Source organism: Phocaeicola coprocola DSM 17136 (assembly GCF_000154845.1).
Classification (GTDB): domain Bacteria; phylum Bacteroidota; class Bacteroidia; order Bacteroidales; family Bacteroidaceae; genus Phocaeicola; species Phocaeicola coprocola.
Genome location: NZ_DS981457.1, coordinates 1 through 25144 on the forward strand (window position 1 = coordinate 1; position 25144 = coordinate 25144).

Consider the following 25144-nt stretch of genomic DNA (forward strand, 5'->3'; position numbering starts at 1 on the left):
AATTTCAAATTCGCCGATTGTTTGGGTACAAATGTCAATGTACGGAATAGTCTTGACTATCTTGATGTTTTCAATATCCTCACTTCCTCCCAAAGCCAAAAGTAGAGAATATCCGAAACACTCGTCATAGTCTGGAGTTCCGAGTTTTTCTTGTATTACAGGATAATTTTCTAAATCAAACCAACCTTTTAAGAAACTTTCGTTTACCATGACCTTATTAAAAATCGCACGAAGATTGGCGGGAAGTATTAAATATGTTCCGTATCTGACATTCAGATAAACAACGTAATTATTCAGTCTCGGATTCTTTACATAGGCAAAGAGATCGCCGAAAGCCGTACACATGAATGGTAGAAATGATTGGTCATCCTCCTTTTCAAAACAGGAGTTTATCACATCCTGATAATCGGACGGATTGATGAGCTTAAACAGTCCATTACAAAAACTTCCCAACCCGACCTCCTGCCATAAAGTATTCAGTTCGGGATAAGACAAATCAGCATATTTAGCAATAAAAGTATCATCTACTGCTTGCCTCTTACTATTGAGGCTTTTTTCTAAAAATTCTTCGTACATATTTCTACGTTTTATGGTTGATAATGTTTGGTGGCTAATCGACCTTTTCGGGAGGTTAAGCCGCATGTTATACACATTTTATACATAGTAATAATACCAATTACTATTAAAATTATTATCAAAATTTTCCTTACTATCCAATTTTATATGAAAGTTTTCTTTTGTGAAAAATCCAAATTCATCATAGCGATTCAACAAATCTAAATACATTTCCGACCATATATCTATAAATCCTCTTTCTTTATATTGCCTTACTTGCTTATCCTCATACAAGAAAAAAACAACATTAGCCAAACAGCGAGAAATTTCCCATAAATCATTACAATGCAGTTTTTCTTTCAATTCTAATATTTCAAGTTGAGTAATGCTGTTATTTGCTTCCTCTTTTGCTAATGTTTCAAATGCTTGATAAGATAGACAAATGCTATCGGATTTATTTTCTACATTCGCAATTTGTTTGAATTGCTTTAATATTGCATTTCTTTTTCGAGAATCGACAACAAACCGTTCTTTATAAAAAGAATTTGCCTCATTTTCATATTTGAACCAAAGAGTTAGATTAATTGAATCTTCTCTTTTTGTACAAGTCACATTGATTACTTGTACAGAAAGTCGTTCCTGTATATAATTGGCAAGTTGTGTATATTCTTTATTCATTCTTTCTTGTTCGAGTAATATTCTCTTGGTTTGTTGAAATTCGCTATCTGTCATTTCTTTTATGTGTATAATGGTTTGGTGAGGAACAGCATTAAGCTGTTATCTCGACCTTGTTAACGATTTTATTTCACAATCATAAACTCATTCCCATATGGATAAAAGCCTTTATTTATCCATAGTTTGGAGTAGTCTGATAATTTGTAAATTTCAGGTTTATACAGATTCAACACCTTATCCAAAGCACTCTCTCGGAATATTATTCCATCACCATATTCTATGCTATTCAAAACAAAGAAATTCTGTTTGATGGAATTGTCTTTCAGTTTCATATCAGGATATACTGTAAAACTAATTCCTAATTTTTTCTCTACATCATTTTGATGAAATGTTATACCTTTCCCGAAATGGAAAGAATCATTGTCAAAATGGTTTATACGTAAAGCGTAGTATTTTTTATCCGTTAGAGATTCGTTTTTCTTGTTTACTACCTTGACAGTTGCAATATCATATTTATCAATGAATCCATTTTCTTGAAGTAAAGACAAAAACTCTTCCGATACGATTTTTAGTTTTATGCTCCACTGGTCACAAAAATCAAATTGCAAAATTCCCGGTTTCTTGTTGCATACGAGGTATAAGACGGGAGGCAAGTTTTCTTCCCAACCATTCTTGTCTTTCCACATCCATCTCCATTTAGTTTGAAATCGTTGTCTTTTACTTTCATCATAAGTATCACATACATCAAATTTACCATATTCCAATAATCCTTTAGGAAGTTTATCTATCCCATATCGCCAAATATAAAGTTCCTCTGTATTCATAATTATTATCGTTAATGGTTTAGCGGGGAACGCTGTAAGCGTTATCCCGGTTTGTTAGCAAAATATTATACCCATTCTAATATTGGGTTAGGTCTATGAATAAAATACCGTTTATTATCCGAAATTGAAAATATCATTCCCGAATGCAATTTCGTTCAAGTTCCTCTTTTTACAATCCACAACGCCTCCACCCGTCTGTCCGCATCTGTACTGCATCGATTTTCCATGCTTCCCCCACACGTTTCATACAGAAACGATAGTCGAGATTGATTCTTTCATCCTGCGCATAGATGTAAAGTTTGTTGCGGGAAACCTGTTCGGCATCAACCAGGCGGAAGGTGGCATACGTCCCCTCTGGAGAAAGCGACAAAGCGAGCGGCCGATACCCCATCCGTGGCTTCTCGGATACATACTGCTGCCAGATCTGCTGCAACTTCGGTCGCACATCCGGCGCATCAAAATCTGTCTGGTCGGTATATTTCTCCCATTGAGTCATGGCGGCAAAGAAAGCATACAGCACCTGTTCCGCCTGATGAACCGCATCAGCGTCCACCTCCAACTTCTTCTTCGCCTGGCTTCGTTGCAACGAGGCGAACAGCTCCATCTGCTCCTGGGTAAAGAGGTCGCCAGGACGCAAGGAAAGGCGTTTATTGAAAGCAATGCCAAGCACCCCTTCATAAGTGATCTGAGTTTGTCGAACATGCAAATGATTCAGCTTAGGAAGCTGAGCAGCCCGATGCAACCCCTCATCGTCCAGCGACGTGGCACTCAAGTCCAACAGAGCCACCTTACTTGCCTGCATCATGGACAACCCCTTTCCCGTAATTGCAGAATTTCCTGCCAAGAGCAGATACTCCAAAGTGGGCATGGTGGCAAATACCGCAAAGCATGCGTCGGTAAGCTCCGCATATTCGATCCCTACATTGACCATTTTCTTGGCACCTGCCAGCGGTTGAATCTGTTCGTCCGTCAAAGGGTAATGCTTGACATGAAATCCCACCAAAGCAGGATAAGCGCCAATCTGTTGCATCACCTCCACAGATAGCTCGGGCATGAGCATCACCTTATCGCCATCAAAAATCAGTTTGCCGTCTTCCCAGTTGATGGTACGTGCCCGCTTGGGAAAAGAAGTAAGTTCTTTTATCATCGTTCTATCATTTTTAAGGTAATCTTTGTTCATAGACTTTCTGTTTTTGCTAATGGTTTGAAAAGGAACACCGTTCAGGAGTTATCTTTTCTTGTTAGATGTATTTTCATTTTTCCACTTCTGAATTTCAGCCAATAATTCATCTGAATAGTTTACAGATATAATTTGGGGCTTTTTTTCTAATACCTCATTTTCTTCTGTACGCTCACATAAATGCAGAAAATAATCTTTTAATGAATCTGCAATCTTAATATGTGATTGTTCATTCTCGGAAAAATCATGTGAAATGAAATACACAGATTGTTCTTGCATACTATATGCAATATAATCACCTGGAGTAGCTTCAGCAAATGGCAAAAAATCAGTTCTGAAAAGATCATCATTATTTTCTAATATATCGAATAAATCTTTTTGATACAAAGAAAGGAACTGCCCAAACTCTAAGAAAATAGAATTACCCAATATTGGGATATGCGTTGTTACATTAAACCCAACTTCATTATTAAAACTATATCCATGATATTTTATCAGAATATCCCTTAAAAGTTTGGGAATATCTTTCCTTAGATAATTCTCAATTGACCTGATTTCATTTTCAAGGTCATGCAAACTTAATGACTTTTCATGGCTTATATTACTTAAGTTTCGCAAGTAAAGTGTAGCTCCTCAGGCGGCTGGTGTCAGCCTGTCGAAAGCCTGCTTTACTGCTTTGATTTGTTTATCGTTTGATATTACTTGTTCTGTCAGAACCATTGCATCACAGTTAAGTACCTCGGCAATGACGTTTATAACTTCTACGATCAGCAGCCAAATTTTTTCGGCTACTGAAAGTTCAACAGAGTTCTTTGAAATTTCAGCAAAGAGTCCTCCGATAGTTTCGTATGACTCATTGCGTTTGACATAACTGAGTATATTGTACTGTAGTACGCACAATGATATGCCTGCAATCTGTCCGGCGAAGTCTCTGCACTGGTTCTTTCCGAGTTTGAGGTTTTGCTTCATCTCTTTATGAGCCACTTCGATAACCCATCTTCTTGAATAAAGTCTGAAGGCTTCTTTTGCATCAAGTTTAAGATCAGAGGTAAGCAGAGCATTCCAATTGCCGTTCTTACCTCTTCTGTAGAAGAGCAGACTGACCTTAATGCCGGAGATTTTAGCAGAGACAGTTGCTGTGTAGTAACCGATTGAGCGGCTATACTTTACGCTCTTGGATTTCTGGAGAGCCTTGATAAGCTCAGGCGCTGTCTTGTTTCCAAGATCTGTCTCATACTTGGTCTTGCCCATCTTTATCATTCCGATAAGGTGGCATCCAAAGTGCCTTGAGACTACGAACTTCAAAAGCTCAAAGCAGGTAAACCAGCTGTCAACAAGAAGATAATCGAAACGTACGCCCTCTATGATTGAGCGTTTGAGCATACTGATGGCCGTCTCAATCTTACTTGCAAAATACTCAGCGCTACGCCTGGCAATACACTTATCCTCTGAGTGTTCCTTGCAGTAGCGAGCTTCCGTCTGTTTCTTGGATAAACCCTGTGGCTTATCGCTTCGTTTTCCTTCCTCTCCATGAAGAGAAAAGTCAAGGAGAAACTGGGATACACCATCCGTAAAACAGAGGAACATTGCCTTGAATCCAAGTATAGGCTTCATTTGGGTATGAGAGAATACCTTGCCAATCTTCTCGGTCTTGAATCCGGTCTTCGGAAGGTCTGTATCATCGATGATGACACACCTGATGTCCGACTTCAATGTCGTTCTACGTTTCACACGTGAATACACCTGCCTGAAAACCGAGTAGATTATACGTCGCCAATTGATGTTGCCGTCGTTCATGAAACGATAGAACATATCTTTGTGGCAGACAAACATCTTGCCCAGGGCAGAAGACGAATAGTTGGCAGCATTCTTAATTGAAAAGAACGGGAACAGAACAAGCAGCTGCAACACCTGAAGACAGGTGAATTTGCAATTCGGATTCTTAACTGACCCGATGACTTTGCTTTGTATCCTTATGCTGTTCATAATGGTTGATATGCTGTTTATTGCCTTGCTAGAGTCATTCTTTGCAAAAAACTCTTGGAGTTCACCGATAATATATCTATTTTTGTTCATGGCTAAAGGGTGCTATATCGTTTGTTTGGCGACATTAATATAGTGATAATCATCGAATTATCAAACTCTTTAGCCTTTTTTATTACATTATTTGAGTACTTGCGAAACTTGAATTATATTATATAATCCACCAAGAGTATTAAAATGCTTATTTATCGTTTCTATCGTTTTCATATTATTGAGTAATTACATCTAATGGTTAGAAAGGAGCATCGTTAGATGCTATCTTTCGTTGTTACTAACTTATTTATAAATCTCAATCCGGTGAATAAACACCCAATCCCCAAAAGAGGATAAATAATGCCGCATAAAACTGCGAGCATATTCAATCCTCCTTCATCTCCCGTGAAGCCGTCTAAGTTGACAGCTTGCAATATGAAGTTTGTAATTTGCCAATCTAATAGACTTTGGTCTATACAGATAAAGGCAAGCCACAAAATGACAGAGCAACATTCCAGACCCAGCAATAACATTATCACTTTTGGGTGCATTGCGTATAGTTTATAGACCTTGTAGATTACAGTTACATCTGTAATAATAAGTAAACCTAAAAAACAATACTCCATAATGCCATATATCCTGAACAGACGACCAAAACCTAAGCCACCACAAAATAATGTTATGACTATCAATAAAGCACTGAAAGCAGTCAATGATACTATGGATTGGACAGTTTTATTCATCGTACTATTGTTAGTAATGGTTTGACAAGGAGCTGCGTTAGCGGCTATCTTGGCTCGTTAGTAGCTTAGTTTACCTTTATCCTCATTGCGATATAAAAGGTTCATCAGCTTATTATAATTTCTCCCGTATAACAATATTTCATCATCATACACTCCATATATATTCTCATTTTCATCTGAGACTAATACCATGTGACCTGTATATATTTCGGCAAATGGAACAATGGAAGTAACCGATAGCTTTTTCGTTAATACAGGATGCAGATATTTATATGGATAATCCTTTAACACCTTCTCCACTTGGAAATCAACATCTGATTGTGGGAAGGTAATTTTGTATCCATAAAAATAGCATAGGAAGTCTATTAGTTTATCTGTTGGGTAATAATTTGCCCGGAAATATAAATCTAATAGATAATCTGCATCAATTATCGGCTGCCCTTTCCATTGATACCGAATATGCAAATATTGTTTTACTTCTTCTTCCATATTTTGACTTTTATAATCGCACTATTGCTACTAATGGGATGCAGCTTGCCACCATTAGGTGGCACAGGTGCTTGTTAACAACTCTATTTCTTTTTCAGCTTATAAATATAAGGCAATGAAAGGCTCTCTGCACATGAAATTGTAGCTAAGCCCATATCATAACTGACTCTTATGGAAAATGATATATCTGAATCTTCATACCAATATTCAACGACAGGATACAATGAACCATCTTCTGCGAAATCTGTTTCAGAAGCAAGATAAGCGTAATCGGATATAGAAGCATAGCCTTTATGCATATCTGTTCACCGCTCCCCGAAGTTGAAGTCAAGGTCTTCAAACGGGATTTGTTCGGGGATGTTCTCGCGTAAAGCCTCCAGAGCCTCCCGTGCCTGCGGCATCATCTCGTCCCCCTCGTGTCCCTTTACCCATTCCTCCATCTCCCTCGCTTTCACTACCACGTTACCGGCAATGAAGCGGTCGGCTATCTCGTAGTTCCCCGCCAGCGGGTTGTAGTACACCCTGCCTTTCAGTACTTCCAGCATGTCCGTCCGTACCATGTCGCACAGGGATTCCATATACGGCAGGTTCACCCCGCCGTAGCGGTTGAGCGAAGCGGACAGGGCTTCTTCCGGCGATTCCGCCATGACGGTCGTTTCCTGCGAAAAGGAAACGGGATGGTCGAATATGTCCGCCTTCACCATCGTACCGCCCTCGCTGCGTTCCAGTGCCAGCATGTTGCGCCCGGAGGCGTCCATCATCAGCAGCTTCACGTTCTGCCTGGCGTTCAGGCAACCGTACCGCATAGTGAACTCGTCGTAGTAGGTGTTCAGGTGGCGGCGGAGCATGTCGTTTGCCTCCTGCCGTTCCGCCTCCTGTGCGTAAAGCCGCTCGTAGGTGTCGCGCATCGAGATGTACAGCTGCGCTTTCTCCTTCTGCATAACCTCCATGTCCAGCGGATGGAAGGTTGCCCCGTAGCGGGTCACGTCCTTCAGCACGCCCACCTGATAGCGCACGCCCTGCGTATGTACCCATGCCAACGAGCCGTCCTTCAGGTGCGGCTCCAGCGGTCGGCTGTACGGACGGGGCATCATTTCCTCCTCCCGCTTGCGCTGCCTCTCTTCCGGTGTCAGGGCGGCTTCCTCCGCACGGAGGGCTTTCTCCACTTCCGCTATCCGTCTGTCGCGTTCCGCCTCGAATCCGTTTTCTATCGGATAGACCGCCGTAGCAGCAGTACCTTGCGGTTCTTCTGTTTTCCCCACATGGACTTTTTCTCTTTGCGCCTCCGATGTCCCGACTGTCCGTTTGACGGCATTGGCTTCCATCTTCGTCTTTCCCAGCCGGCGCAGTTCCGCCCGTTGTTCCGGCGTGAGCGACATCATCGTTTCATAGAATCCGTTGATGGGCGGATTTGTTTCCCAGTCAAGGCTGCGGTAAACGGCGTCCTCCGGGTCACCGTCCTCTTGTAGCGGTATCTTGTCCTCTGCTTTCGGTGCGGTCGTTTCAACCGGGGCAGCTTCCACCTCTGCTGTGCCACGGATGATTTCCTCCATTTCCTTTGCCTCTTCCGGGGTAATGGCGGCACCTGCCTCCGTCTTTCCTTTGTCCGCTTCCATTCCCGTACCGTCCTCCGGCAGCACGAACAGCGATGCCTGTACCGGTTTCTTCGGCTTGGACTTGCTGCCCTTCTTCCGCTCCGGCTTCAGTCCGCGTTCCGCCAGCCGCCTTTCCTCCTGCGTGTAGCCGAACAGGTCGTACAAATCCATAACCGGGGCTTCCGGATGTCTGCTTTGCGCTTCTTGCGACACGCCGGTCATGGCTTGTACTTTCGGCTGCACACTGTTTGCTTCCCTTTTTGTCCGGTCCGCTGCACCTGCATCCGGCAATCCGCTCTCTTTTTTCACCTCCGTCCGTTCTTCCGCAACCGAAGCGGAATTTTCTCTTTTCGTCTCAATACCCTCGGTCTGTACGGCAATGTTCTGCCGCATCTCTTGCCGTGCTTCCTGTCTTTCGCCCTTGATGCCGTTGTAGCGTTCCAAGTCCAGCCGTACCGACAGGTCTTCCGACAGCATTTTATACAAATCCATCGCAATACCTTCCACACCGCCGTTGTGCGTGTATATCATGGCGGGCTTGCCGTAGGGGTCGGTATCCTTTTTCGCTTCGGTATGGATGATGCGTTCCGGGTGGTCAAGGAAATATTCATTGGTAACGACTCCGGTATGGTTGCTTCTGACTGTCCGGGTAAACCGCATGTCCTCTTCGGACAAATCCATTTTGTTGATGTTCTTTTGTAGGATTATCAGGTCACAACCCACTTCCGTGTTGGCGTTTTCCGTGAACAGGTTGTTCGGCAGACGTATGGCGGACAACAGGTCCGCCTGCTTCATCATCAGGTAGCGCGTGCCTCCGTTGCCTTCCGTATTCAGTACGCTCTGCGAGGTGATGAATGCCACGACACCGCCGTCGCGCACCGCGTCCAGCCCTTTCAGGAAGAAATACGTATGCACTTTCTTCGCCGCTATCCGGTGCATGACCGACTTTTTCTCGTATTCCGCGTCAAACACGGCGATGTCCCCGAAGGGTATGTTGGAGATGGCAAGGTCGAAACGGTTCAGGAAAGGTTTCTCTATCTTCTCGAAGCCCTCCGTGCGTATTTTCTGCTGCGGGTACAGGTGTCCGAGCATCTTGCCCGTCAGCAGGTCTTTCTCGAATGCCGTCACCTCCGCCTGCGGGTTGTTCGACAGCACCGGGCTGATGAACGCGCCCATGCCTGCCGACGGCTCCAGCACCAGCCTCGGGCGCACCTTGCGGTCGTGCAGCACATCCGCTATGGTGTCCGTTATGGCTTGCGGGGTGTAGAACGCCGTCAGCACCGAGGCTTTCAGCGAATCCGTATAACGCTTGTACTCCATGTCGTCCCGGCTGTTTTCCCGGATGATACGGTGCAGCTCCACCGTAGGGGCGAACAGTTCGAGGTCGGATTTCGCCCAGTGTACGGCATCCGTCAGCTCCCGTGCCGGGTTCAGTATGCACTTCAGTCCCCCGAAGCCGCAGTACCGCCCCAGCAGCACGCGCTCCCTTTCGGTGGGCGTGCGCCCTTCCCGGTCGAGCGTGAATGCCGTCCGTATCGCCTCGATGTTGTCCCTCAGTTTCTGTTTCCTATTGAATGCCATAGGACTCCAGATAAAGCATGACGGTTCCGGTCAGCTCCGTGTAGAGCAGGTCGTGGTCGGGCGACAGGGCGAAGGTGTCGTCCGGCGTGTCGTAACCGCCGAGCAGGTTTTTCAGATAGGGGAAGAGTTTCCGGCAGAACGCCTCGCGGTCGGATGCCGCCACCTCGTCGGCGAACTCGTTTTCCACCACCTCGCGCAGCAGGGCGTAAGGGGAGAAGTGGAGTCCTTCGAGCAGGACGCGCATGGCTTCCTCCTGTGCGGCTTCCGTGGAGCTTCCCTCCAGCCTTGCCTTCTCGAAGGTCTCGGCGGCGGCTTCCTCGCGCCCGGAGATAAGACCGGTGTCGGATACTTTGTCGGGATGGTATTTTCTCAGGTAGTCCAGCAGGTACAGCCCGTAGTAGGACAGTTCCGCCGGAGCGGTTCTCTTGTTCTGTTTCATTTTCTTATGGATTTAGTGGATGAATGATTTTGGAAAGGATAGAAAAAGGCACCCGGTATCCCTCCGGGTGCCGCCACTAAATCCATGTGAATAAAGAGTATCAACGGATTGAAACAGATTATGACATGAACCAGTGGCGAAGTTACGCATTATTTTCGTTTTCCTTTCATGTTCGTGCCTTTTCTTGCGCCTTTGGCTTCGGGAAAGATGAAGTTCGTGTTGAAATCCGCATCGAAAGCGACCGCCGCGCTGAACGGCTTGCCCTGCCTGCTCTTGAAGCCGCCGAGGACTTCCGTCTTTCCTTTTGCCAGCAAATCGGTCATCTCCCCGTCGGTGAGCGTCTTTCCGGCTATCTGGCGGAATACGGGCAGGGCGCAGTCCGGGTTGTCGCAGCGCACCACCTTGCCGTAGAACTGCATCGTGCCCTTGCCGCATTTGGGGCAGGTACAGCCCGATGCCTTGTGTCCGAAAATACGGTCACACGCAAGCAGGTCTGTGGTAATCTTGCGGGTATAGCTTTCTATGTCCCTCATGAAAGCCTCGTGCGGGGTCTTTCCTTTCTCAATCTCCGCCAGTTCCGCTTCCCAGCGTCCGGTCATCTCCACATTGGCGATGTCCATGTCTTTTACAATGGAATACAGGGCGAGTCCTTTCTCCGTCGGCACCAGCGATTTCTTCACACGCACCATGTATTCCCTTCTGATCAGCGTTTCGATGATGGCGGCACGGGTGGCGGGTGTGCCGATGCCGCAGTCCTTCAGGGCCTGGCGTGCCTCCTCATCCTCCACATCATCACGCCCGGCGGTTTCCATCGCTGCCAGCAGCGAGCTTTCCGTATGCAGCGGTTTCGGTCGGGTCATGCCCGAACTCATCGAGCATCCCGCCATCACCAGTGTGTCACCTTCCGTCCAGTCCGGCAATGCCGTATTCCCGTTGTCCTCACCATACTCTCCGTACACGCCGCGCCAGCCTGCCTTGCGCACGATGCAGCCTTTCGCCTCAAACGTCAGGCCCTCGCATCTTTCGCCTGCGTCCGGCACCACCTCCGCTACTACGGTAGCCGTATCCTTCACACATTCCTCCGAAAAAGCCTCTACCATGCGTCCGGCAATCATGTCGTAGATAATCTGCTCGTTCTTATAGAGGGCAAGCGGTCGGTTCGGCGTTACCAGCAGGGCATGGTGGTCGGTTACTTTCGAGGCGTCCACGCTCCGGCGGTTCAGTCCGTCCAAGTTCACGATTTTATCCGAAAGTGTGGAGTGTCCTGCCAGCCGTTCAAACAGCAGCGGTATTTCAGCAAACACATCTTCCGGAATATGGCGGCTCGATGTTCTCGGATAGGTGACGAGCTTCGCTTCATAGAGCTTCTGTACCAGCTCCAGCGTCTGTTCCGCCGTGAATCCGTGCTTCGTGTTCGCTTCCTTTTGCAGTGTGGTCAGGTCGTACAGCAGCGGCGGGTTCTCCACCTTCTCCTTCTTTTCCACCTTGGTGACGGTGGCGCACATCTTCGCCTTTACCTTATTATATAGTATAGCTGCCTCGTTCTTGTCCTGCCATTTCTTCACGGAAGCGAATTTCACCACCGTACCCGCATTTGCCGATGGCACGGAGAAATGCAGCTGGTGTACCGGCTCCGGCGTAAAGCGTCTGTTTTCCCGGTACCGCTTGCAGACCATTGCCAGCGTGGGTGTCTGTACGCGTCCCACGGAATACGTTCCCCGCCCGGCGGCGACGGTCAGCGCCTGCGTGCCGTTGATGCCCACCAGCCAGTCCGCCTCGCTGCGTGCCTTTGCCGCCAGATACAGGTCGTCATATTCATGCCCGTCCTTCAGTTCCTTCAATCCCTTGCGGATGGCAGTGTCCGTAAGCGAGCTTATCCACAGCCGGCGGAAGGGCAGCGTACAGCCCGTATAGGCATACAGGTATCTGAATATCAGTTCCCCTTCGCGTGCGCAGTCCGTTGCCACGATGATGCCCTCGCTTTCCTGCCACAGCTTCGTTATCACCTTTATCTGCTTCACCGCTGCCGCGTCCGCCTTATAGCCCTTGTCCGTCTTTACCTGTCGGGGTATCAGCATGAACTCTTCCGGTATCACGGGCAGGCTGTCCCTGCGGAAGCCCTTGAAGCCGTACCCGTCAGGCAGGGCGGGTTGCACCAGATGCCCCAATGCCCATGTCACATGGTAGCCGTTTCCCGTATAATATCCTTCCTCTTTTCTTGTCGCTCCGGTGATGCGTGCTATCTCACGCGCCACGCTCGGTTTTTCAGCCAGTATGGTAATCATATATTTCCTGTTTTAGTCGTTGATACTATTGTTTCTTGTGGAGTGGAACGGGGTACGCCGGTTATCCGTGGGATATGCGGTACATGGCGCATGAGGCCCCGTTTCATTCCGTTGTTTATTCTCTTTTAATTTTTTATGGATTCAGTGGCGGCACTCAGGAAACCTTCATGCCTTTGGATTTCTTCGTCTGCTGCTTCTGCTGGGCGTCGTCCTTAGGGGCGGTCTGTCCCTGCGTAAGCGGCTCCTTCAGGTGCTTGGTCGCCTCGTTGGTCTTGCCCTCGTTGTTCACGGCGAGCTGCGTGCGGCTCTCATTCGACGGGGCAACGGTCTGCGCGAGGTCGGGGTTTTCCGAATAGGTCAGCGGTCTGCCTTTCTCGCGGTCGAACTTCAGGTACTTCGTGCAGGGTTGTCCCTGGTCGTCCTTTGCGTTGGCAAGTACCACAACTTTCCCCGCCACATAGTCTGCTTTCTGCTGTTCCGTAAATTTGTCATCCTTCCATTTCCCTATCGGGCGGATGCTGCCGTCCTCGTTCGTCCACGAGCGGTTGCGTCGTTGTCCGTTCTCCTGACTCCCGTCTTCCTTCTGCTGCTGTCCGGGAGCATCCGGGGCTTCCGGGCTCTGCTGTTTCTTCTCCTGTCCGTTTCCACGTCTCTGCGATTGCCCCTGCCACAGATATTCCGGCACAAACTCCACGTCGCGTTTCTCCGCACTTACTTGCAACACGGCTTCAAACTTGCGCCCGCCCTTCAGTGTCACCTCCTTGGGCAGTGCCAGCCCCGCACGCAGGATTTCCTGTTCCGGTTTTAACAGTTCCGTCAGTCCGATTCTGTCCGGGATGCGTATCTTGCTTGCCGGAATGTCCACGATTTCATTCGTCAGGCGGTCGATGCTGATGTACGACGGACGCATCTCCCCGGTTTTCGTATCCGCCACATCTACCAGCCTGCCCAGATTGCCTGTCTGCTTCAGTTTCTTCTTGTCTTCATCTGTGAAGGTATAGCCGTTATGGGGAATGTCAAGCCTCGGCTCGTGGCGAACGAAGTGGGGAGTGAGCTTCAATGCCCCGTCTTCCGTCTTCTGGAACGAGAGTCGGGCTTGCAGCTCATAGCTATCACCGCCGAAGGTCGGGTTCACCGTCACCAGATTTGTCTTGCCATAGTTCATCAAAGCTTTCATGTCCTTTTCAGACAGATTCTCTTTTTTCACCCCGAACCGTTCCAGTTCCTTCCAGTCCACGTCGCCGTCCGCTATCAGGTTCGGTCTTTGCGTCTTCGCCTGCGGTTGCCCGTCCTGTGCCGGTTCCTGTCCCTGTACCGCCTGCGTTTCCGCTGCCTGCGGTTGCTGTTCCAGATTTTCCTGTTTCATTTCTTCTATTTTCTCATTTGTTTGTTGTTCCACATTGTCTTCTTCCGTATTTTCTCTTTTCGCCTCTTCCGCAGCCTGCTGTTCCACAGCCTCCGTCTCGGCATTTTCTCTTTTCACCTCCTCCGCAGCCTGCTGTTCCTCAGTTTCCGTCTCGGCATTTTCTCTTTTCGCCTCCTCCGCAGCCTGCTGTTCCACAGCCTCCGTCTCGGCATTTTCTTTTTTCACCTCTTCCGCAGCCTGTTGTTCCTCAGCTTGCTGGTACGCCGATGTATCCACCTTGTGCGGAGCAAGCAGTTCTGCGTTTGCCGCAGGGTCTCTCAGCAGGTCCTTGATAACCGGAAGCAGTGCTTCCACCATGTCCGCTGCCACCCTGTAGAAACCGAAGCGCGTCGGTTCCTTGCACTGGCGGTAGAAGTTCCTGAAGAAATTGTCTATCGCATCTCCGTGGCGGTCAAAGCGCAAAAACTCCTGCGAGTGCTCCGCTTTCGGCGGTATCCTCTTGGGATAACCTTTGCCGTCCAGTCCGGCAACCACGCTGATTTCGCCCGTCTTCTCGTCGCGGACAACCAGCACGTCCTCTTCCTTTTTCTTTTTCTGTTCCATTGATTGATTTTTTATTGGTTATTGAACAAGCCTGCCGGCAACCACCCATACAGGCATTTTTTCTTTTCGTCTTGAAAATTCCCTATCATAAGCGACTTGCCGTGCGCCTGCCTCCTTTCTTCTCTTTGGTCTTGCCCGGTGATTTCTTCCCTGTGCCTTCCTTTATCTTCAGCACTTTCCCGCCGTCCAGTACAACTTCTTCCATGTTCCGGCTGATGAACTCCAACACGTCCGACTCCTTGTAATAGCTCTTGCGGCTGATGCGCCGGCTTTTGAGTCCGTATTCGCTGCGGAAACGTTGGAGTGACCGCTTGCTGGTACGCAGCATCTCGCACAGGTCTTGGTTGTCATACATCCGTTCCCCGTCCAAGTACTTCACCCCGGAAGCATCCTTGTTTATCAGTACCGATATGATACCGTCCAACCGGTCAATCCGTCCCATGATGCGTTGCATCCATTCCTCAAACAGGTCCTTACCAACCGCTTCCATCGTCTGCCTCCTTTCTTGTCATCAGGTAGTTATGCTTGAACTCCTCCAGTGTCTTCGGATTGCAGCGGACAATTTTCCGTCTCACGCATTCCTCCAGATCCGTCAGTCTGTACCGGCACTTGCTTCTTGCCATCATGTAGGGAATAGTCTTGTCCTTTCGCATCCGTTGCAGTGTCCTCGTGCTGATTTTCAGCAGGTCCGCCGCCTCCTCGCTCGTCAGCAGGATTTCCACTTCCTCCTTCGGCACGTTGTCTTTCTTGAAAACATAGTCCGCTATCCGGTCTATCTTCTCCATCATCGTTTTCACGACCTCATTGTCCATTGTTACTATTTCCATATTATTCCGTATTGGTTACGCTGCAAAGGTGCGCAACTCCGTGCAGGCACAATCCATAGTATTTCCATAGTAGGGAATGATTTTCCCGAAATTTCCTGTAATTCTTTCCACAAGTGCCCTGTTTCTTCACATACGGGCACAAAAAAAGGCGGCTCCGCCCGGCATGAAGCACGGATGAAGCCGCCTAATCGATCAGTCATTAAATATGTAATAGAATCAAGCTACACTGTTTTCCCCAGAAACACTCCGATAACCGACAATGCCCCCAGTTGTTTCATTTTCCGTTGCAGTTGCCTGAAGCTCTCCCCGGTTGTAAGTACATCATCCAGCAGGACAACATTCTTTCCTCTGATATACCGCCGTGTGAATTGCAGGTTCCGCAGTATGTCCTTATCCTTTCCCTTTCCTTTCAGTTGCTCGCGGTCTTCCTCTATCCAGATGGCCTTGAAACCATCCGTAATGCCCAGCCATTTCGACAGGTAGTAGCATACTACCGGAAAGCGTTTCCGTTGTCTTTCCCTTGTCGATGCGGGTATAGGTATCAGTACCGTGTCTTCCTTCGTTCCGTTGAATCCTGCATGTTTCAGACAAAGTGCTAGTATCCGTGCGACCAGCTCGCCGCAGTGTCCACCCTCCTTGAAACGGAAAATCAGGTTGCTTACCCGTTTCTGATGTTCGTCCGTCTTTTCCATCTTTGTGGGGTGATAGTCATGCAGATAATGACATTTGCATCCGTCTATAAGCACTTCTCCCTTGAATATCGTTTCATACGGATAGAAGTCCGGTCGCTTCCCACTCTCAAATGTGAAGTTCAGCACGTCCCTCATCATGGTATTCGTTTCCTTCGACCTGCCCAGCGAGTACCATCCCGCATGTTTCCCGGCTTCCATCAGGCACATGCCGATTTCCATCGCCTCGCTGAACCGCTGGTGCGAGACGATGTACCACCCGTGTTTCCGGCACAGGCCGGCAAACTCCTTCATGTCAGTAGTCAGGAAGTACATCATGCCTTCCTCTTTGATGACTACCGTCAGTTCCGACTTCGGTTTCTCCCGGCAAAACAAGCTTTCGCTGTATTCCACTCCGTGCCATACCGACTCCGTGCATTCCTCATCGCAGAACTGCACTTCCACCTCTTCAAGCAGGTCAAATTCCTCCACCATACCGTTTCTATCTTTAATTACAGGTTTAAGATGGAGATAAGTTACACATTATTATCGGTTTACAGATAAGTATGTTTTGCAGTTTCACATTTTTTAGCTTATACAAACACGTGTCGGGACAGCCTCCTGCAAAAAAGACTGCCCCGACACGCATATCCGTCATATCCGGCGGTTTCAGTTCAAGCCCTTTCTCTTTTCACCGGTCATACAGAGAATGACCGTATTCTTTTTTGCCTCAAATGACTCCGCCAGCCTCCGTGCCGCCCATTTTCTGAATGCCTCGCACTTCAGTCCTTTCATGCGGAATCCCAGTGCGACGATAGTCTTCAATCCGTAAAGGTCAGTGCTGCAATTTTTTCCGTTATAGATGAAATGTTCCACTCGTACATCCGTGTATTCGTCAAAATCCCCTGTTTTTGCCAGAGATTTCAGTCCGGCATTCACTGACTGTACGAACACATCGTATGCCCGTGCGATGTCACATTTCGAAAGCCATACTTCTCCGTTCTTGTCCGTTTCTATTTTCACGGCAACCCTTTCCGGAGCATTGCGGTCATATTCGATTTCAAAATTTCCAATCTTTATCATAGCATATCTTTTGTTCTTACCGTTAATCAGGAATGTTTGAAACAAGAACAACCAATCGTCTATATTACATTACTCTTCAATGCAACATCTTCTATACTGGTAAGTTTACTTGCTAAAACCTTCATATCTTCACGTATCTTTTCATTAGTTATACGCGCGTATATTTGGGTAGTCTTTATATTCGTATGTCCTAATAATTTTGATACCGTTTCAATCGGCACACCTTTAGACAATGTGGTTGTTGTCGCAAATGTGTGTCTTGCCAGGTGAAAGGTAATATTTTTTTTAATTCCACACAAATCAGCAATCTCTTTCAGGTAAGAGTTTGCTTTCTGATTGCTCAATACAGGTAACACACGATTGTTTTTTAACTTTCCTTCGTATTTTTCCAATATCGCCAGCGGAATTTTCAGAAGTGGAAGGTTTACCGGAGTGGCAGTTTTCTGACGATGTAGCTTCAACCATTTGCTACCGTCAAATGATGTACAAATGTTTTCTTTTTTCAGGTTATAAACATCAATGTAAGCAAGCCCCGTAAAGCACGAGAATATAAATATGTCCCGTACCTGTTCCAGCCTTTGTGACTGAAAATCCTTTTTCAGAATGCGTTCCAATTCTTCTTCCGTCAGATAACCGCGGTCCACAGCTTTCATGTGGATATGATAATTGGCAAACGGGTCAACTGTTATCCATCCGTTATTTTTGGCTATTAAAACAATTTTACGGAATATCTGCATGAACTTTCCTGTCGTGTTTTCATTACATCGGCTCACTGTTCTTAGATAGAACTCAAAATCTGTCACAAACTTATGGTCTATTTCCCGAAGCGCTATATCTGATATTCTATATTTTACTTTCATGAACTCTTCCAACCGCCTGTAAGTTCGGTCATATTTCACAAGAGTAGCAGGAGCCTTACTGATGCCGCAAAGTTTTTCTGCATCCTCATTGTGTTGTTTGAAAAGCTCCAGTAAGGTCTGTTGCTTCACCTCATATCCGAGAAAAGCGTTTCTTACCTTCTCGGCAGTCACAAAGGAATCCCTTGATTCTATATAGCGGTAGTGGTTGTTCAATGCGGTACGTATGTCATCAAGCATGTTGTTCACCTGCCTTGCTTTCGTTCCGTTCCCTGACAAACGTCCCAGTTTGGTGTCCCACAGACGAGGCTCCACATCCAGTTTTGAACTGAATTGTGACATTTCCCCGTTTACGGTGATACGAATCATAATGCTCGCCTTACCTTCTTTGTTTACGTAGTTCTTTCTCAGATAGAAGAGAATTTTGAATGTACTTTTGCTCATAAATGCATCTGTTTTTATATCCTTTGTTACAATCGTTACACAATGCCACAAAGGAAAGGTTATTAATTGGATTATGAGCAGACAAAATTGAGACAACAGCGGACAAATCAGTGAGTTAGCATGAAAATCGTTACAATAATCAGACGGCAATTTTTCTGTAACGATTTGGTAACGGAACTTTGTCCGAAGTGGGCTATTTGATGTCCTTGGATTGGCACTTGCAGAATACAAAAAAAGTCCACAATTCATTGAAATTGTGGACTTTGTCGCTTTTAGACTCTCAGTTGTCCTTGAGTCTCAGCGGTGCGTACGGGACTCGAACCCGTGACCCCATGCGTGACAGGCATGTATTCTAACCAACTGAACTAACGCACCATTATTTTTATTCTTAATTTTGCTATCTCTCTCGATTGCGGTTGCAAAGGTAGTACATTTTCCTTAATCTGCAATAGTTTGCTTGTAAATTCTTTATTTTTTCTCACCAACAGACATGCTTAAAAGCCTAAATATTGCACATTTTAGAGAAAACTTGTTACAACCAGATGCATACAATGAACTTTTTGTCAGAAATATTAGGAAGTTCACAATATTTCGTTACTTTTGCAAAAATACAAATAAAATAAAAGAATGAATGTAGCTATCATAAAATACAATGCTGGCAATATATTTTCCGTAGATTATGCCCTACGCCGTCTGGGAATAACTCCTGTCATAACAGCAGACAAGGAATTGCTGCTAAAGGCAGACAAGATTATTTTTCCTGGAGTAGGAGAAGCACGCAATACCATGCAATATTTACGGGATAATCAACTTGACAGACTTATAAAAGAACTGAAACAACCTGTATTGGGAATTTGTCTGGGCATGCAGCTGATGTGTAAACATTCGGAAGAAGGAAATGTAGACTGTCTGGGTATATTTGATGCTGAAGTAAAACGTTTCCAACCTCTAAAACATGAGGACAAAATTCCACACATGGGATGGAATACAATTTCACATACCAATAGTGATCTGTTCCGGGGGTTCAACCGCGAAGAATATGTCTACTTCGTACATAGTTACTACGTTCCTCTGAACGACTGCACGGCTGCTCAGACAGACTACATTCTGCCTTACAGTTCTGCATTGCATAAAGATAACTTTTATGCAACACAGTTTCATCCTGAGAAAAGTGGTAAAAACGGAGAAAGAATTCTCACAAATTTTCTCGATTTATAAACATTGTTCTCCAACGATATAAATAATATTATGATAGAATTTATTCCTGCCATAGATATCATTGACGGAAAATGTGTACGTCTTTCACAAGGTAAGTATGACTCACAAAAGGTATATAACGAAAATCCGGTAGAAGTTGCCAAGGAATTCGAAGCTTACGGAATAAGCCGCTTGCATGTAGTCGATCTGGATGGAGCAGCTTCACATCATGTAGTAAATTATCGAGTTCTTGACAGAATTGCAAGTCAGACATCTTTGATAATCGATTTCGGAGGAGGTGTAAAAAGTGATGAAGATCTTGTCATTGCTTTCGACAACGGAGCTCAGATGGTTACATTGGGAAGCATAGCCGTAAAACAACCCGAATTATTTTGCCAGTGGTTAGAAAAATATGGTGAAGAGAAAATAATACTCGGAGCCGATGTAAAAGACAACAAGATAGCTATTAGCGGATGGAAGGAAGAGAGTACTCAAGAACTAATGCCGTTTCTTAAAAACTATATAGAAAAAGGTATCAACAAAGTGCTCTGTACTGACATTAGCCGCGATGGAATGCTGGAAGGTCCCTCTACTCCACTTTACAAAGATATTATGGCTGCCTTTCCCGATATACATCTGATAGCAAGCGGAGGCGTAAGCAATATTGATGATATTCTGAAGCTACACGAATCAGGTATACCTGCTGTAGTTGTAGGAAAGGCTTTGTACGAAGGTAAAATTTCACTGAGAGAGTTAAGCCGTTATCTTTAAATAAAATAGTACAATATATATGTTAGCAAAACGAATTATCCCATGTCTGGATATCAAAGACGGACAAACCGTAAAGGGAACGAATTTTGTAAATCTCCGACAAGCCGGTGATCCTGCAGAGCTAGGAAAGATATACAGCGAACAAGGGGCTGACGAACTGGTATATCTGGATATAACAGCCAGTCACGAAGGACGAAAAACCTTTACCGACCTGGTAAAACGTATTGCTGCACATATCAGCATACCTTTCACGGTGGGAGGAGGCATCCATGAATTAAGCGATGTAGATTGTCTGCTCAGCGCCGGAGCTGATAAAATCTCCATCAATTCTTCGGCTATCCGCAATCCACAGTTGATAGATGACATAGCCTCTCACTTTGGCTCTCAAGTATGCGTAGTAGCAATCGACGCCAAGCAAACAGCAGACGGGTGGAAATGTTACCTGAACGGCGGCAGGAAAGAAACGGACCGGAATCTTTTTGAATGGGCTCGGGAAGCCAATGAACGCGGAGCAGGAGAAATATTGTTCACAAGTATGGACCATGATGGAGTAAAAAACGGTTACGCCAATGATGCCCTGTCCCAACTGAGCCAAATACTGACCATTCCCGTCATCGCTTCGGGAGGAGCAGGAAGCAAGGAGCACTTTAGAGATGCTTTTACTATCGGAAAAGCGGATGCAGCACTAGCCGCCAGCGTTTTTCATTTCGGTGAGATTCCTATTCCCGAATTAAAAGCATACCTTTGCAAAGAAGGAATCAACGTTAGAGTTTAACTTTAAAATATATAAAATATGGATTTAGATTTTGAGAAGATGAACGGACTTGTTCCTGCCATCATTCAAGATAATTATACCCAAAAGGTACTGATGCTGGGATTCATGAATGAAGAAGCATACAATAAAACAGTGGAAACTGGAAAAGTCACATTCTTTAGCCGCACCAAAAACAGATTATGGACAAAAGGTGAAGAAAGCGGTAATTTCCTGCATGTAGTTTCCATTGCGGCCGACTGCGACAATGACACGCTGCTGATAAAGGTAAATCCTGCAGGACCAGTTTGTCATACAGGAGCAGATACTTGTTGGGGTGAAAAGAACGAACAGGATATTATGTTCCTGAAAGAGTTGCAAGACTTCATCGACAAACGTCATGAAGAAATGCCTGAGAAATCTTATACGACAAGTCTTTTCAAATCGGGAGTCAACAAAATGGCTCAGAAAGTAGGCGAAGAAGCAGTAGAAACAATCATCGAAGCATGCAACGGAACAGACGAACGCCTGATTTATGAAGGAGCCGACTTGCTTTATCACCTTATCGTACTGCTGACATCGAAAGGTTACCGCATTGAAGATTTAGCACGCGAATTAAAAGAACGCCACAGCGAAAACTGGAAGAAACATTGATTTTATGGAAGACCAACCACTCATAAGTTATAAAAATGTAGATATCAACCAGCAGGAGCTAGGCATACTGAACAATGTAAACTTTGAACTGAAAAAAGGTGAGTTCGTCTACCTGATAGGAAAAGTGGGTACCGGTAAGTCGACTTTCCTGAAAACCATATACGGTGAACTGGATATATGCGAAGGAGAAGCAACTGTATTGGGTTACGATATGCGTACCATCAAGCAAAAAAATATTGCCAGCCTGCGACGGAAACTGGGCATCGTATTTCAGGATTTCCAGCTTCTGACCGATCGTACTGTATACGATAATCTGGATTTCGTACTGCGTGCTACAGGCTGGAAGCTATTTTCAGAAAGAGAAAGTCGCATTGAAGAAGTATTACGTCTGGTAGGCATGGAAAACAAAGGCTACAAGATGCCGAATGAACTCTCAGGCGGCGAACAGCAGCGTATCGTCATAGCACGTGCTATATTGAACAAGCCTGAAATAATCCTGGCTGATGAACCTACCGGAAACCTGGATGTAGAGACAGGCAGAAACATCGTCAAATTGCTTCAGGAAATATGTACACAGGGTACGGCTATCATCATGACAACCCACAACCTGAACCTTTTAAGCGAGTTTCCAGGAAAAGTATACTGTTGCGGACAACATCAGTTGCGCGAAGCAAGTGAATACTAAAAAAGACAAATTGTTAGAGATTTTATTATCATTATTAAAAAGAACCATAAAATATTCGTATCTTTGCGCCCAAAAGAAAGAGTATTTTATAGAACAATTAAAATTCGAAACTAGAAATGAAAGTCTTAAAGTTTGGAGGAACATCAGTAGGCTCTGCACAGAGAATGAAAGATGTTGCCAAATTAATTACTGATGGCGAGCAGAAAATAGTAGTATTGTCTGCAATGTCGGGTACAACCAACACACTGGTTGAAATTTCGGATTATCTATACAAGAAAAATCCCGAAGGAGCAAACGAAGTAGTCAATAAGCTGGAAGCAAAATATAAACAGCATATTGATGAACTTTTCTCTACCGAAGAGTATAAACAGAAGACTCTGGAGTTCGTAAAATCGGTATTCGACTACATCCGATCTTTCACAAAGGATATATTTACACTGTTCGAAGAAAAAGTTATTCTTGCACAGGGAGAAATCATTTCTACCAACATGGTAACTAATTATCTCTGCGAACAAGGCGTGAAAGCGGTTTTGATTCCGGCTTTGGAATTTATGCGCACAGACAAAAACAGCGAACCCGACTTAAACTACATCCGCGAGAAATTGGCTTTACAGCTTGAAGCAAATCCTGGACAGGAAATATATATTACACAAGGATTTATCTGCCGCAATGCTTACGGAGAAATAGACAACTTGCAACGTGGAGGTAGTGATTATACTGCTTCTCTTATCGGTGCAGCTGTAAACGCTTCAGAAATCCAGATATGGACTGATATTGACGGAATGCACGATAATGATCCGCGCGTGGTAGACAAAACTTCTCCGGTACGTCAGCTTCACTTCGAAGAAGCTGCAGAACTGGCATACTTCGGAGCTAAGATTCTGCACCCGACTTGTGTGCAACCTGCCAAATATGCTAATATTCCGGTACGTCTGCTCAACACAATGGAACCAAGTGCACCGGGTACACTTATCTCAAACGAAACTGAAAAAGGTAAGATTAAAGCTGTTGCAGCAAAAGACAATATCACTGCTATTAAGATCAAGTCAAGCCGTATGTTACTGGCTCACGGTTTCTTGCGTAAAGTATTCGAGATTTTCGAAAGCTACCAGACACCCATCGATATGGTTTGTACCTCTGAAGTAGGTGTATCGATGTCTATTGACAATACCAAACATCTGAATGAAATCGTAAACGACCTGAAGAAATATGGTACTGTAACCGTAGACCATGACATGTGTATCGTTTGCGTTGTGGGAGATCTGGAATGGGAAAATATCGGATTTGAAGCAAAAGCTATCCAGGCAATGCGTAACATTCCTGTACGTATGATTTCGTTTGGAGGAAGCAATTACAACATTTCGTTCCTGATTCGAGAATCGGATAAGAAGACAGCACTGCAATCATTAAGCGACGTTTTATTTAATAATAAATAATCAAAGAAAACGGATGATACGGTTATACTTGAATCGCATCGTCCGTTTTTTTTACAACTTAATTCTTTACAGTATATGAAAGGAACATTTCCCATCAATAAATTCCGCGAACTGGAAACCCCGTTTTATTATTATGATGCAAACCTGCTGAGAGATACGTTAAACGTAATCCGTACAGAGGCTGCCAAATACAATAAGTTTTGTGTGCACTATGCAATTAAAGCTAATGCTAATCCAAAGGTGTTGAGCATTATCCGTGAGCATGGACTGGGAGCAGACTGTGTAAGTGGAGGTGAAATTGCAGCAGCAATCAAAGCAGGATTCCCAGCAAGCAAAATTGTGTATGCAGGAGTCGGAAAAACCGACCGTGAAATAAACCTGGGACTAGATCACGACATTTTCTGCTTTAATGTAGAGTCTGTTCCAGAACTGGAAGTAATCAACGAACTGGCAGCAGCAAAAGGAAAAATAGCCCGAGTAGCTTTCCGCATCAATCCGGATGTCGGTGCACATACCCATGCCAATATCACCACCGGACTTGCAGAGAACAAGTTTGGTATCAGCATGCAAGACATGGATAAGGTGATAGACCGTGCACTCGAAATGAACAATGTGAAGTTTGTAGGCTTGCACTTCCATATCGGTTCACAAATTCTGGATATGGGAGACTTTGTAGCTCTGTGTAATCGCATAAACGATTTGCAGGAAAAACTTTACGCACGCCAGATCATCGTAGAACATATCAATGTCGGTGGTGGACTTGGTATAGACTATGCTCATCCGAACCGCCAGCCTATCCCCGACTTTGCTGATTATTTTGCTACTTATCATAAACATCTGAAGCTGCGTCCGCAACAGACATTACACTTCGAATTAGGACGTTCTGTAGTAGGTCAGTGCGGAAGTCTTATCACTAAAGTTATCTACGTAAAACAGGGAACAAACAAACAGTTTGCTATTGTCGATGGAGGTATGACCGACCTTATCCGTCCGGCTCTCTACCAGGCTTACCATAAGATAGAGAACATTACTTCCGAAGAACCGAACGAAACTTATGATGTAGTAGGTCCTATCTGTGAATCATCTGATGTTTTCGGCAAAGCTATCGACCTGAACCGTGTGAAACGAGGCGATCTTATCGCACTCCGTTCTGCCGGAGCTTACGGTGAAATTATGGCTTCAGGCTATAACTGCCGCACATTGCCTCAGGGATACACTTCCGACGAATTGATTTAAGAAAACGGAAGGTAACTAAGAAAAAAGTTTATATTCTTTATAAAAAACTGCATACCAACCCAGGTATGCAGCCGTTTTTACCCCTTCATACGCTGACTGGTATGAAGGGGTAAAATTTTATACAGCCATAGAAAGACGTTTTTCGGGGCATAATATCAGAAATCCAACTACTTTTATTAATTTT

General features: G+C 45.4%; 24 protein-coding genes, 1 tRNA gene and 1 pseudogene. 7 read left to right on the plus strand and 19 right to left on the minus strand.

Annotated features, from left to right (window positions below):
• The 19 genes and pseudogenes from BACCOP_RS03995 to BACCOP_RS04085 all read right to left on the minus strand — a co-directional run.
• On the minus strand, positions 1-576 hold a 576-nt coding region (locus BACCOP_RS03995; RefSeq protein ID WP_007566569.1), incomplete at its 3' end, for a T6SS immunity protein Tdi1 domain-containing protein.
• A gap of 78 nt (positions 577-654) precedes the next feature.
• The gene (locus BACCOP_RS19205) at positions 655-1287 is read right to left on the minus strand and encodes a hypothetical protein (RefSeq protein ID WP_007566571.1); all 633 of its coding nucleotides are present in this window, start codon (positions 1285-1287) and stop codon (positions 655-657) included.
• 68 nt (positions 1288-1355) lie between these two features.
• Positions 1356-2054 (minus strand): Imm43 family immunity protein, encoded by a 699-nt coding sequence (locus tag BACCOP_RS04005; protein ID WP_007566574.1) that lies wholly within the window; start codon positions 2052-2054, stop codon positions 1356-1358.
• A 169-nt stretch (positions 2055-2223) separates the two neighbouring features.
• Entirely contained in the window at positions 2224-3234 is a 1011-nt protein-coding gene (locus BACCOP_RS04010) for an NTF2 fold immunity protein (RefSeq protein WP_007566576.1), read from the minus strand.
• A gap of 48 nt (positions 3235-3282) precedes the next feature.
• A complete protein-coding gene (locus BACCOP_RS04015; RefSeq protein ID WP_007566578.1) occupies positions 3283-3810 on the minus strand; it encodes an SMI1/KNR4 family protein in 528 nt (175 codons plus the stop codon).
• A 57-nt stretch (positions 3811-3867) separates the two neighbouring features.
• Positions 3868-5310, minus strand: coding sequence for an IS4 family transposase (locus tag BACCOP_RS04020; protein ID WP_007566580.1), 1443 nt, complete (start codon positions 5308-5310; stop codon positions 3868-3870).
• 215 nt (positions 5311-5525) lie between these two features.
• Positions 5526-5993: a hypothetical protein gene (locus tag BACCOP_RS04025; protein ID WP_007566582.1), complete on the minus strand. Its 468-nt coding sequence runs from the start codon at positions 5991-5993 to the stop codon at positions 5526-5528.
• A 57-nt stretch (positions 5994-6050) separates the two neighbouring features.
• Positions 6051-6482 carry a hypothetical protein gene (locus tag BACCOP_RS04030; RefSeq protein ID WP_007566586.1) on the minus strand — a complete coding sequence of 144 codons (432 nt, stop codon included), beginning with the start codon at positions 6480-6482 and terminating at the stop codon, positions 6051-6053.
• A gap of 83 nt (positions 6483-6565) precedes the next feature.
• A complete protein-coding gene (locus tag BACCOP_RS19210) occupies positions 6566-6781 on the minus strand; it encodes a hypothetical protein (protein ID WP_007566588.1) in 216 nt (71 codons plus the stop codon).
• 204 nt (positions 6782-6985) lie between these two features.
• Positions 6986-9658, minus strand: a pseudogene (locus BACCOP_RS04035) (N-6 DNA methylase); the annotation flags it as partial.
• Positions 9645-10097, minus strand: a complete 453-nt coding sequence (locus BACCOP_RS04040; protein WP_007566592.1) for a DUF1896 family protein — start codon at positions 10095-10097, stop codon at positions 9645-9647. The gene BACCOP_RS04040 and the pseudogene BACCOP_RS04035, both read right to left, overlap by 14 nt.
• Before the next feature lie 149 nt (positions 10098-10246).
• Positions 10247-12382, minus strand: a complete 2136-nt coding sequence (locus BACCOP_RS04045) for a type IA DNA topoisomerase (RefSeq protein ID WP_007566594.1) — start codon at positions 12380-12382, stop codon at positions 10247-10249.
• A 154-nt stretch (positions 12383-12536) separates the two neighbouring features.
• Positions 12537-14351, minus strand: coding sequence for a DUF4099 domain-containing protein (locus BACCOP_RS04050; RefSeq protein ID WP_007566596.1), 1815 nt, complete (start codon positions 14349-14351; stop codon positions 12537-12539).
• 85 nt (positions 14352-14436) lie between these two features.
• The gene (locus BACCOP_RS04055) at positions 14437-14841 is read right to left on the minus strand and encodes a helix-turn-helix domain-containing protein (RefSeq protein WP_007566597.1); all 405 of its coding nucleotides are present in this window, start codon (positions 14839-14841) and stop codon (positions 14437-14439) included.
• A complete protein-coding gene (locus BACCOP_RS04060) occupies positions 14825-15178 on the minus strand; it encodes a helix-turn-helix domain-containing protein (protein ID WP_007566599.1) in 354 nt (117 codons plus the stop codon). The genes BACCOP_RS04055 and BACCOP_RS04060 overlap by 17 nt, the downstream gene beginning before the upstream one ends.
• 221 nt (positions 15179-15399) lie before the next feature.
• Positions 15400-16341, minus strand: a complete 942-nt coding sequence (locus BACCOP_RS04070) for a ComF family protein (protein WP_007566602.1) — start codon at positions 16339-16341, stop codon at positions 15400-15402.
• 174 nt (positions 16342-16515) lie between these two features.
• On the minus strand, positions 16516-16929 hold the full coding sequence (locus BACCOP_RS04075; protein ID WP_040311825.1) for a hypothetical protein: 414 nt from the start codon (positions 16927-16929) through the stop codon (positions 16516-16518).
• Positions 16930-16988: 59 nt separating this feature from the next.
• Entirely contained in the window at positions 16989-18230 is a 1242-nt protein-coding gene (locus BACCOP_RS04080) for a site-specific integrase (protein ID WP_007566606.1), read from the minus strand.
• A gap of 301 nt (positions 18231-18531) precedes the next feature.
• Positions 18532-18605: transfer RNA gene (locus tag BACCOP_RS04085), tRNA-Asp, on the minus strand.
• Between the two features lie 252 nt (positions 18606-18857).
• Here BACCOP_RS04085 and hisH point away from each other — a divergent pair.
• The 7 genes from hisH (at position 18858) to lysA (ending at position 24960) form a co-directional block, all read left to right on the plus strand.
• Entirely contained in the window at positions 18858-19448 is a 591-nt protein-coding gene (hisH, locus tag BACCOP_RS04090) for an imidazole glycerol phosphate synthase subunit HisH (protein WP_007566608.1), read from the plus strand.
• Between the two features lie 30 nt (positions 19449-19478).
• The gene (gene hisA, locus BACCOP_RS04095) at positions 19479-20198 is read left to right on the plus strand and encodes a 1-(5-phosphoribosyl)-5-[(5-phosphoribosylamino)methylideneamino]imidazole-4-carboxamide isomerase (protein ID WP_007566610.1); all 720 of its coding nucleotides are present in this window, start codon (positions 19479-19481) and stop codon (positions 20196-20198) included.
• A gap of 19 nt (positions 20199-20217) precedes the next feature.
• Positions 20218-20973 carry an imidazole glycerol phosphate synthase subunit HisF gene (gene hisF / locus BACCOP_RS04100; protein WP_007566612.1) on the plus strand — a complete coding sequence of 252 codons (756 nt, stop codon included), beginning with the start codon at positions 20218-20220 and terminating at the stop codon, positions 20971-20973.
• A gap of 18 nt (positions 20974-20991) precedes the next feature.
• Positions 20992-21603, plus strand: a complete 612-nt coding sequence (gene hisIE, locus BACCOP_RS04105) for a bifunctional phosphoribosyl-AMP cyclohydrolase/phosphoribosyl-ATP diphosphatase HisIE (RefSeq protein ID WP_007566614.1) — start codon at positions 20992-20994, stop codon at positions 21601-21603.
• A gap of 4 nt (positions 21604-21607) precedes the next feature.
• A complete protein-coding gene (locus tag BACCOP_RS04110; protein ID WP_007566616.1) occupies positions 21608-22288 on the plus strand; it encodes a cell division ATP-binding protein FtsE in 681 nt (226 codons plus the stop codon).
• 116 nt (positions 22289-22404) lie between these two features.
• On the plus strand, positions 22405-23724 hold the full coding sequence (locus BACCOP_RS04115; RefSeq protein WP_007566617.1) for an aspartate kinase: 1320 nt from the start codon (positions 22405-22407) through the stop codon (positions 23722-23724).
• A gap of 75 nt (positions 23725-23799) precedes the next feature.
• Positions 23800-24960 carry a diaminopimelate decarboxylase gene (gene lysA / locus BACCOP_RS04120; RefSeq protein ID WP_007566620.1) on the plus strand — a complete coding sequence of 387 codons (1161 nt, stop codon included), beginning with the start codon at positions 23800-23802 and terminating at the stop codon, positions 24958-24960.
• Positions 24961-25144: the final 184 nt, after the last annotated feature.

Coding starts and splice junctions, on each gene's coding strand:
- BACCOP_RS04020 (WP_007566580.1), bottom strand. CDS start 5,310: ATGAACAAAAATAGATATATTATCGGTGAACTCCAAGAGTTTTTTGCA.
- lysA (WP_007566620.1), top strand. CDS start 23,800: ATGAAAGGAACATTTCCCATCAATAAATTCCGCGAACTGGAAACCCCG.
- BACCOP_RS04115 (WP_007566617.1), top strand. CDS start 22,405: ATGAAAGTCTTAAAGTTTGGAGGAACATCAGTAGGCTCTGCACAGAGA.
- hisIE (WP_007566614.1), top strand. CDS start 20,992: ATGGATTTAGATTTTGAGAAGATGAACGGACTTGTTCCTGCCATCATT.
- BACCOP_RS04005 (WP_007566574.1), bottom strand. CDS start 2,054: ATGAATACAGAGGAACTTTATATTTGGCGATATGGGATAGATAAACTT.
- BACCOP_RS04010 (WP_007566576.1), bottom strand. CDS start 3,234: ATGAACAAAGATTACCTTAAAAATGATAGAACGATGATAAAAGAACTT.
- BACCOP_RS04070 (WP_007566602.1), bottom strand. CDS start 16,341: ATGGTGGAGGAATTTGACCTGCTTGAAGAGGTGGAAGTGCAGTTCTGC.
- hisH (WP_007566608.1), top strand. CDS start 18,858: ATGAATGTAGCTATCATAAAATACAATGCTGGCAATATATTTTCCGTA.
- BACCOP_RS19205 (WP_007566571.1), bottom strand. CDS start 1,287: ATGACAGATAGCGAATTTCAACAAACCAAGAGAATATTACTCGAACAA.
- BACCOP_RS04030 (WP_007566586.1), bottom strand. CDS start 6,482: ATGGAAGAAGAAGTAAAACAATATTTGCATATTCGGTATCAATGGAAA.
- BACCOP_RS19210 (WP_007566588.1), bottom strand. CDS start 6,781: ATGCATAAAGGCTATGCTTCTATATCCGATTACGCTTATCTTGCTTCT.
- hisA (WP_007566610.1), top strand. CDS start 19,479: ATGATAGAATTTATTCCTGCCATAGATATCATTGACGGAAAATGTGTA.
- BACCOP_RS04045 (WP_007566594.1), bottom strand. CDS start 12,382: ATGATTACCATACTGGCTGAAAAACCGAGCGTGGCGCGTGAGATAGCA.
- BACCOP_RS04075 (WP_040311825.1), bottom strand. CDS start 16,929: ATGATAAAGATTGGAAATTTTGAAATCGAATATGACCGCAATGCTCCG.
- BACCOP_RS04110 (WP_007566616.1), top strand. CDS start 21,608: ATGGAAGACCAACCACTCATAAGTTATAAAAATGTAGATATCAACCAG.
- BACCOP_RS04050 (WP_007566596.1), bottom strand. CDS start 14,351: ATGGAACAGAAAAAGAAAAAGGAAGAGGACGTGCTGGTTGTCCGCGAC.
- hisF (WP_007566612.1), top strand. CDS start 20,218: ATGTTAGCAAAACGAATTATCCCATGTCTGGATATCAAAGACGGACAA.
- BACCOP_RS04025 (WP_007566582.1), bottom strand. CDS start 5,993: ATGAATAAAACTGTCCAATCCATAGTATCATTGACTGCTTTCAGTGCT.
- BACCOP_RS04080 (WP_007566606.1), bottom strand. CDS start 18,230: ATGAGCAAAAGTACATTCAAAATTCTCTTCTATCTGAGAAAGAACTAC.
- BACCOP_RS04040 (WP_007566592.1), bottom strand. CDS start 10,097: ATGAAACAGAACAAGAGAACCGCTCCGGCGGAACTGTCCTACTACGGG.
- BACCOP_RS04055 (WP_007566597.1), bottom strand. CDS start 14,841: ATGGAAGCGGTTGGTAAGGACCTGTTTGAGGAATGGATGCAACGCATC.
- BACCOP_RS04060 (WP_007566599.1), bottom strand. CDS start 15,178: ATGGAAATAGTAACAATGGACAATGAGGTCGTGAAAACGATGATGGAG.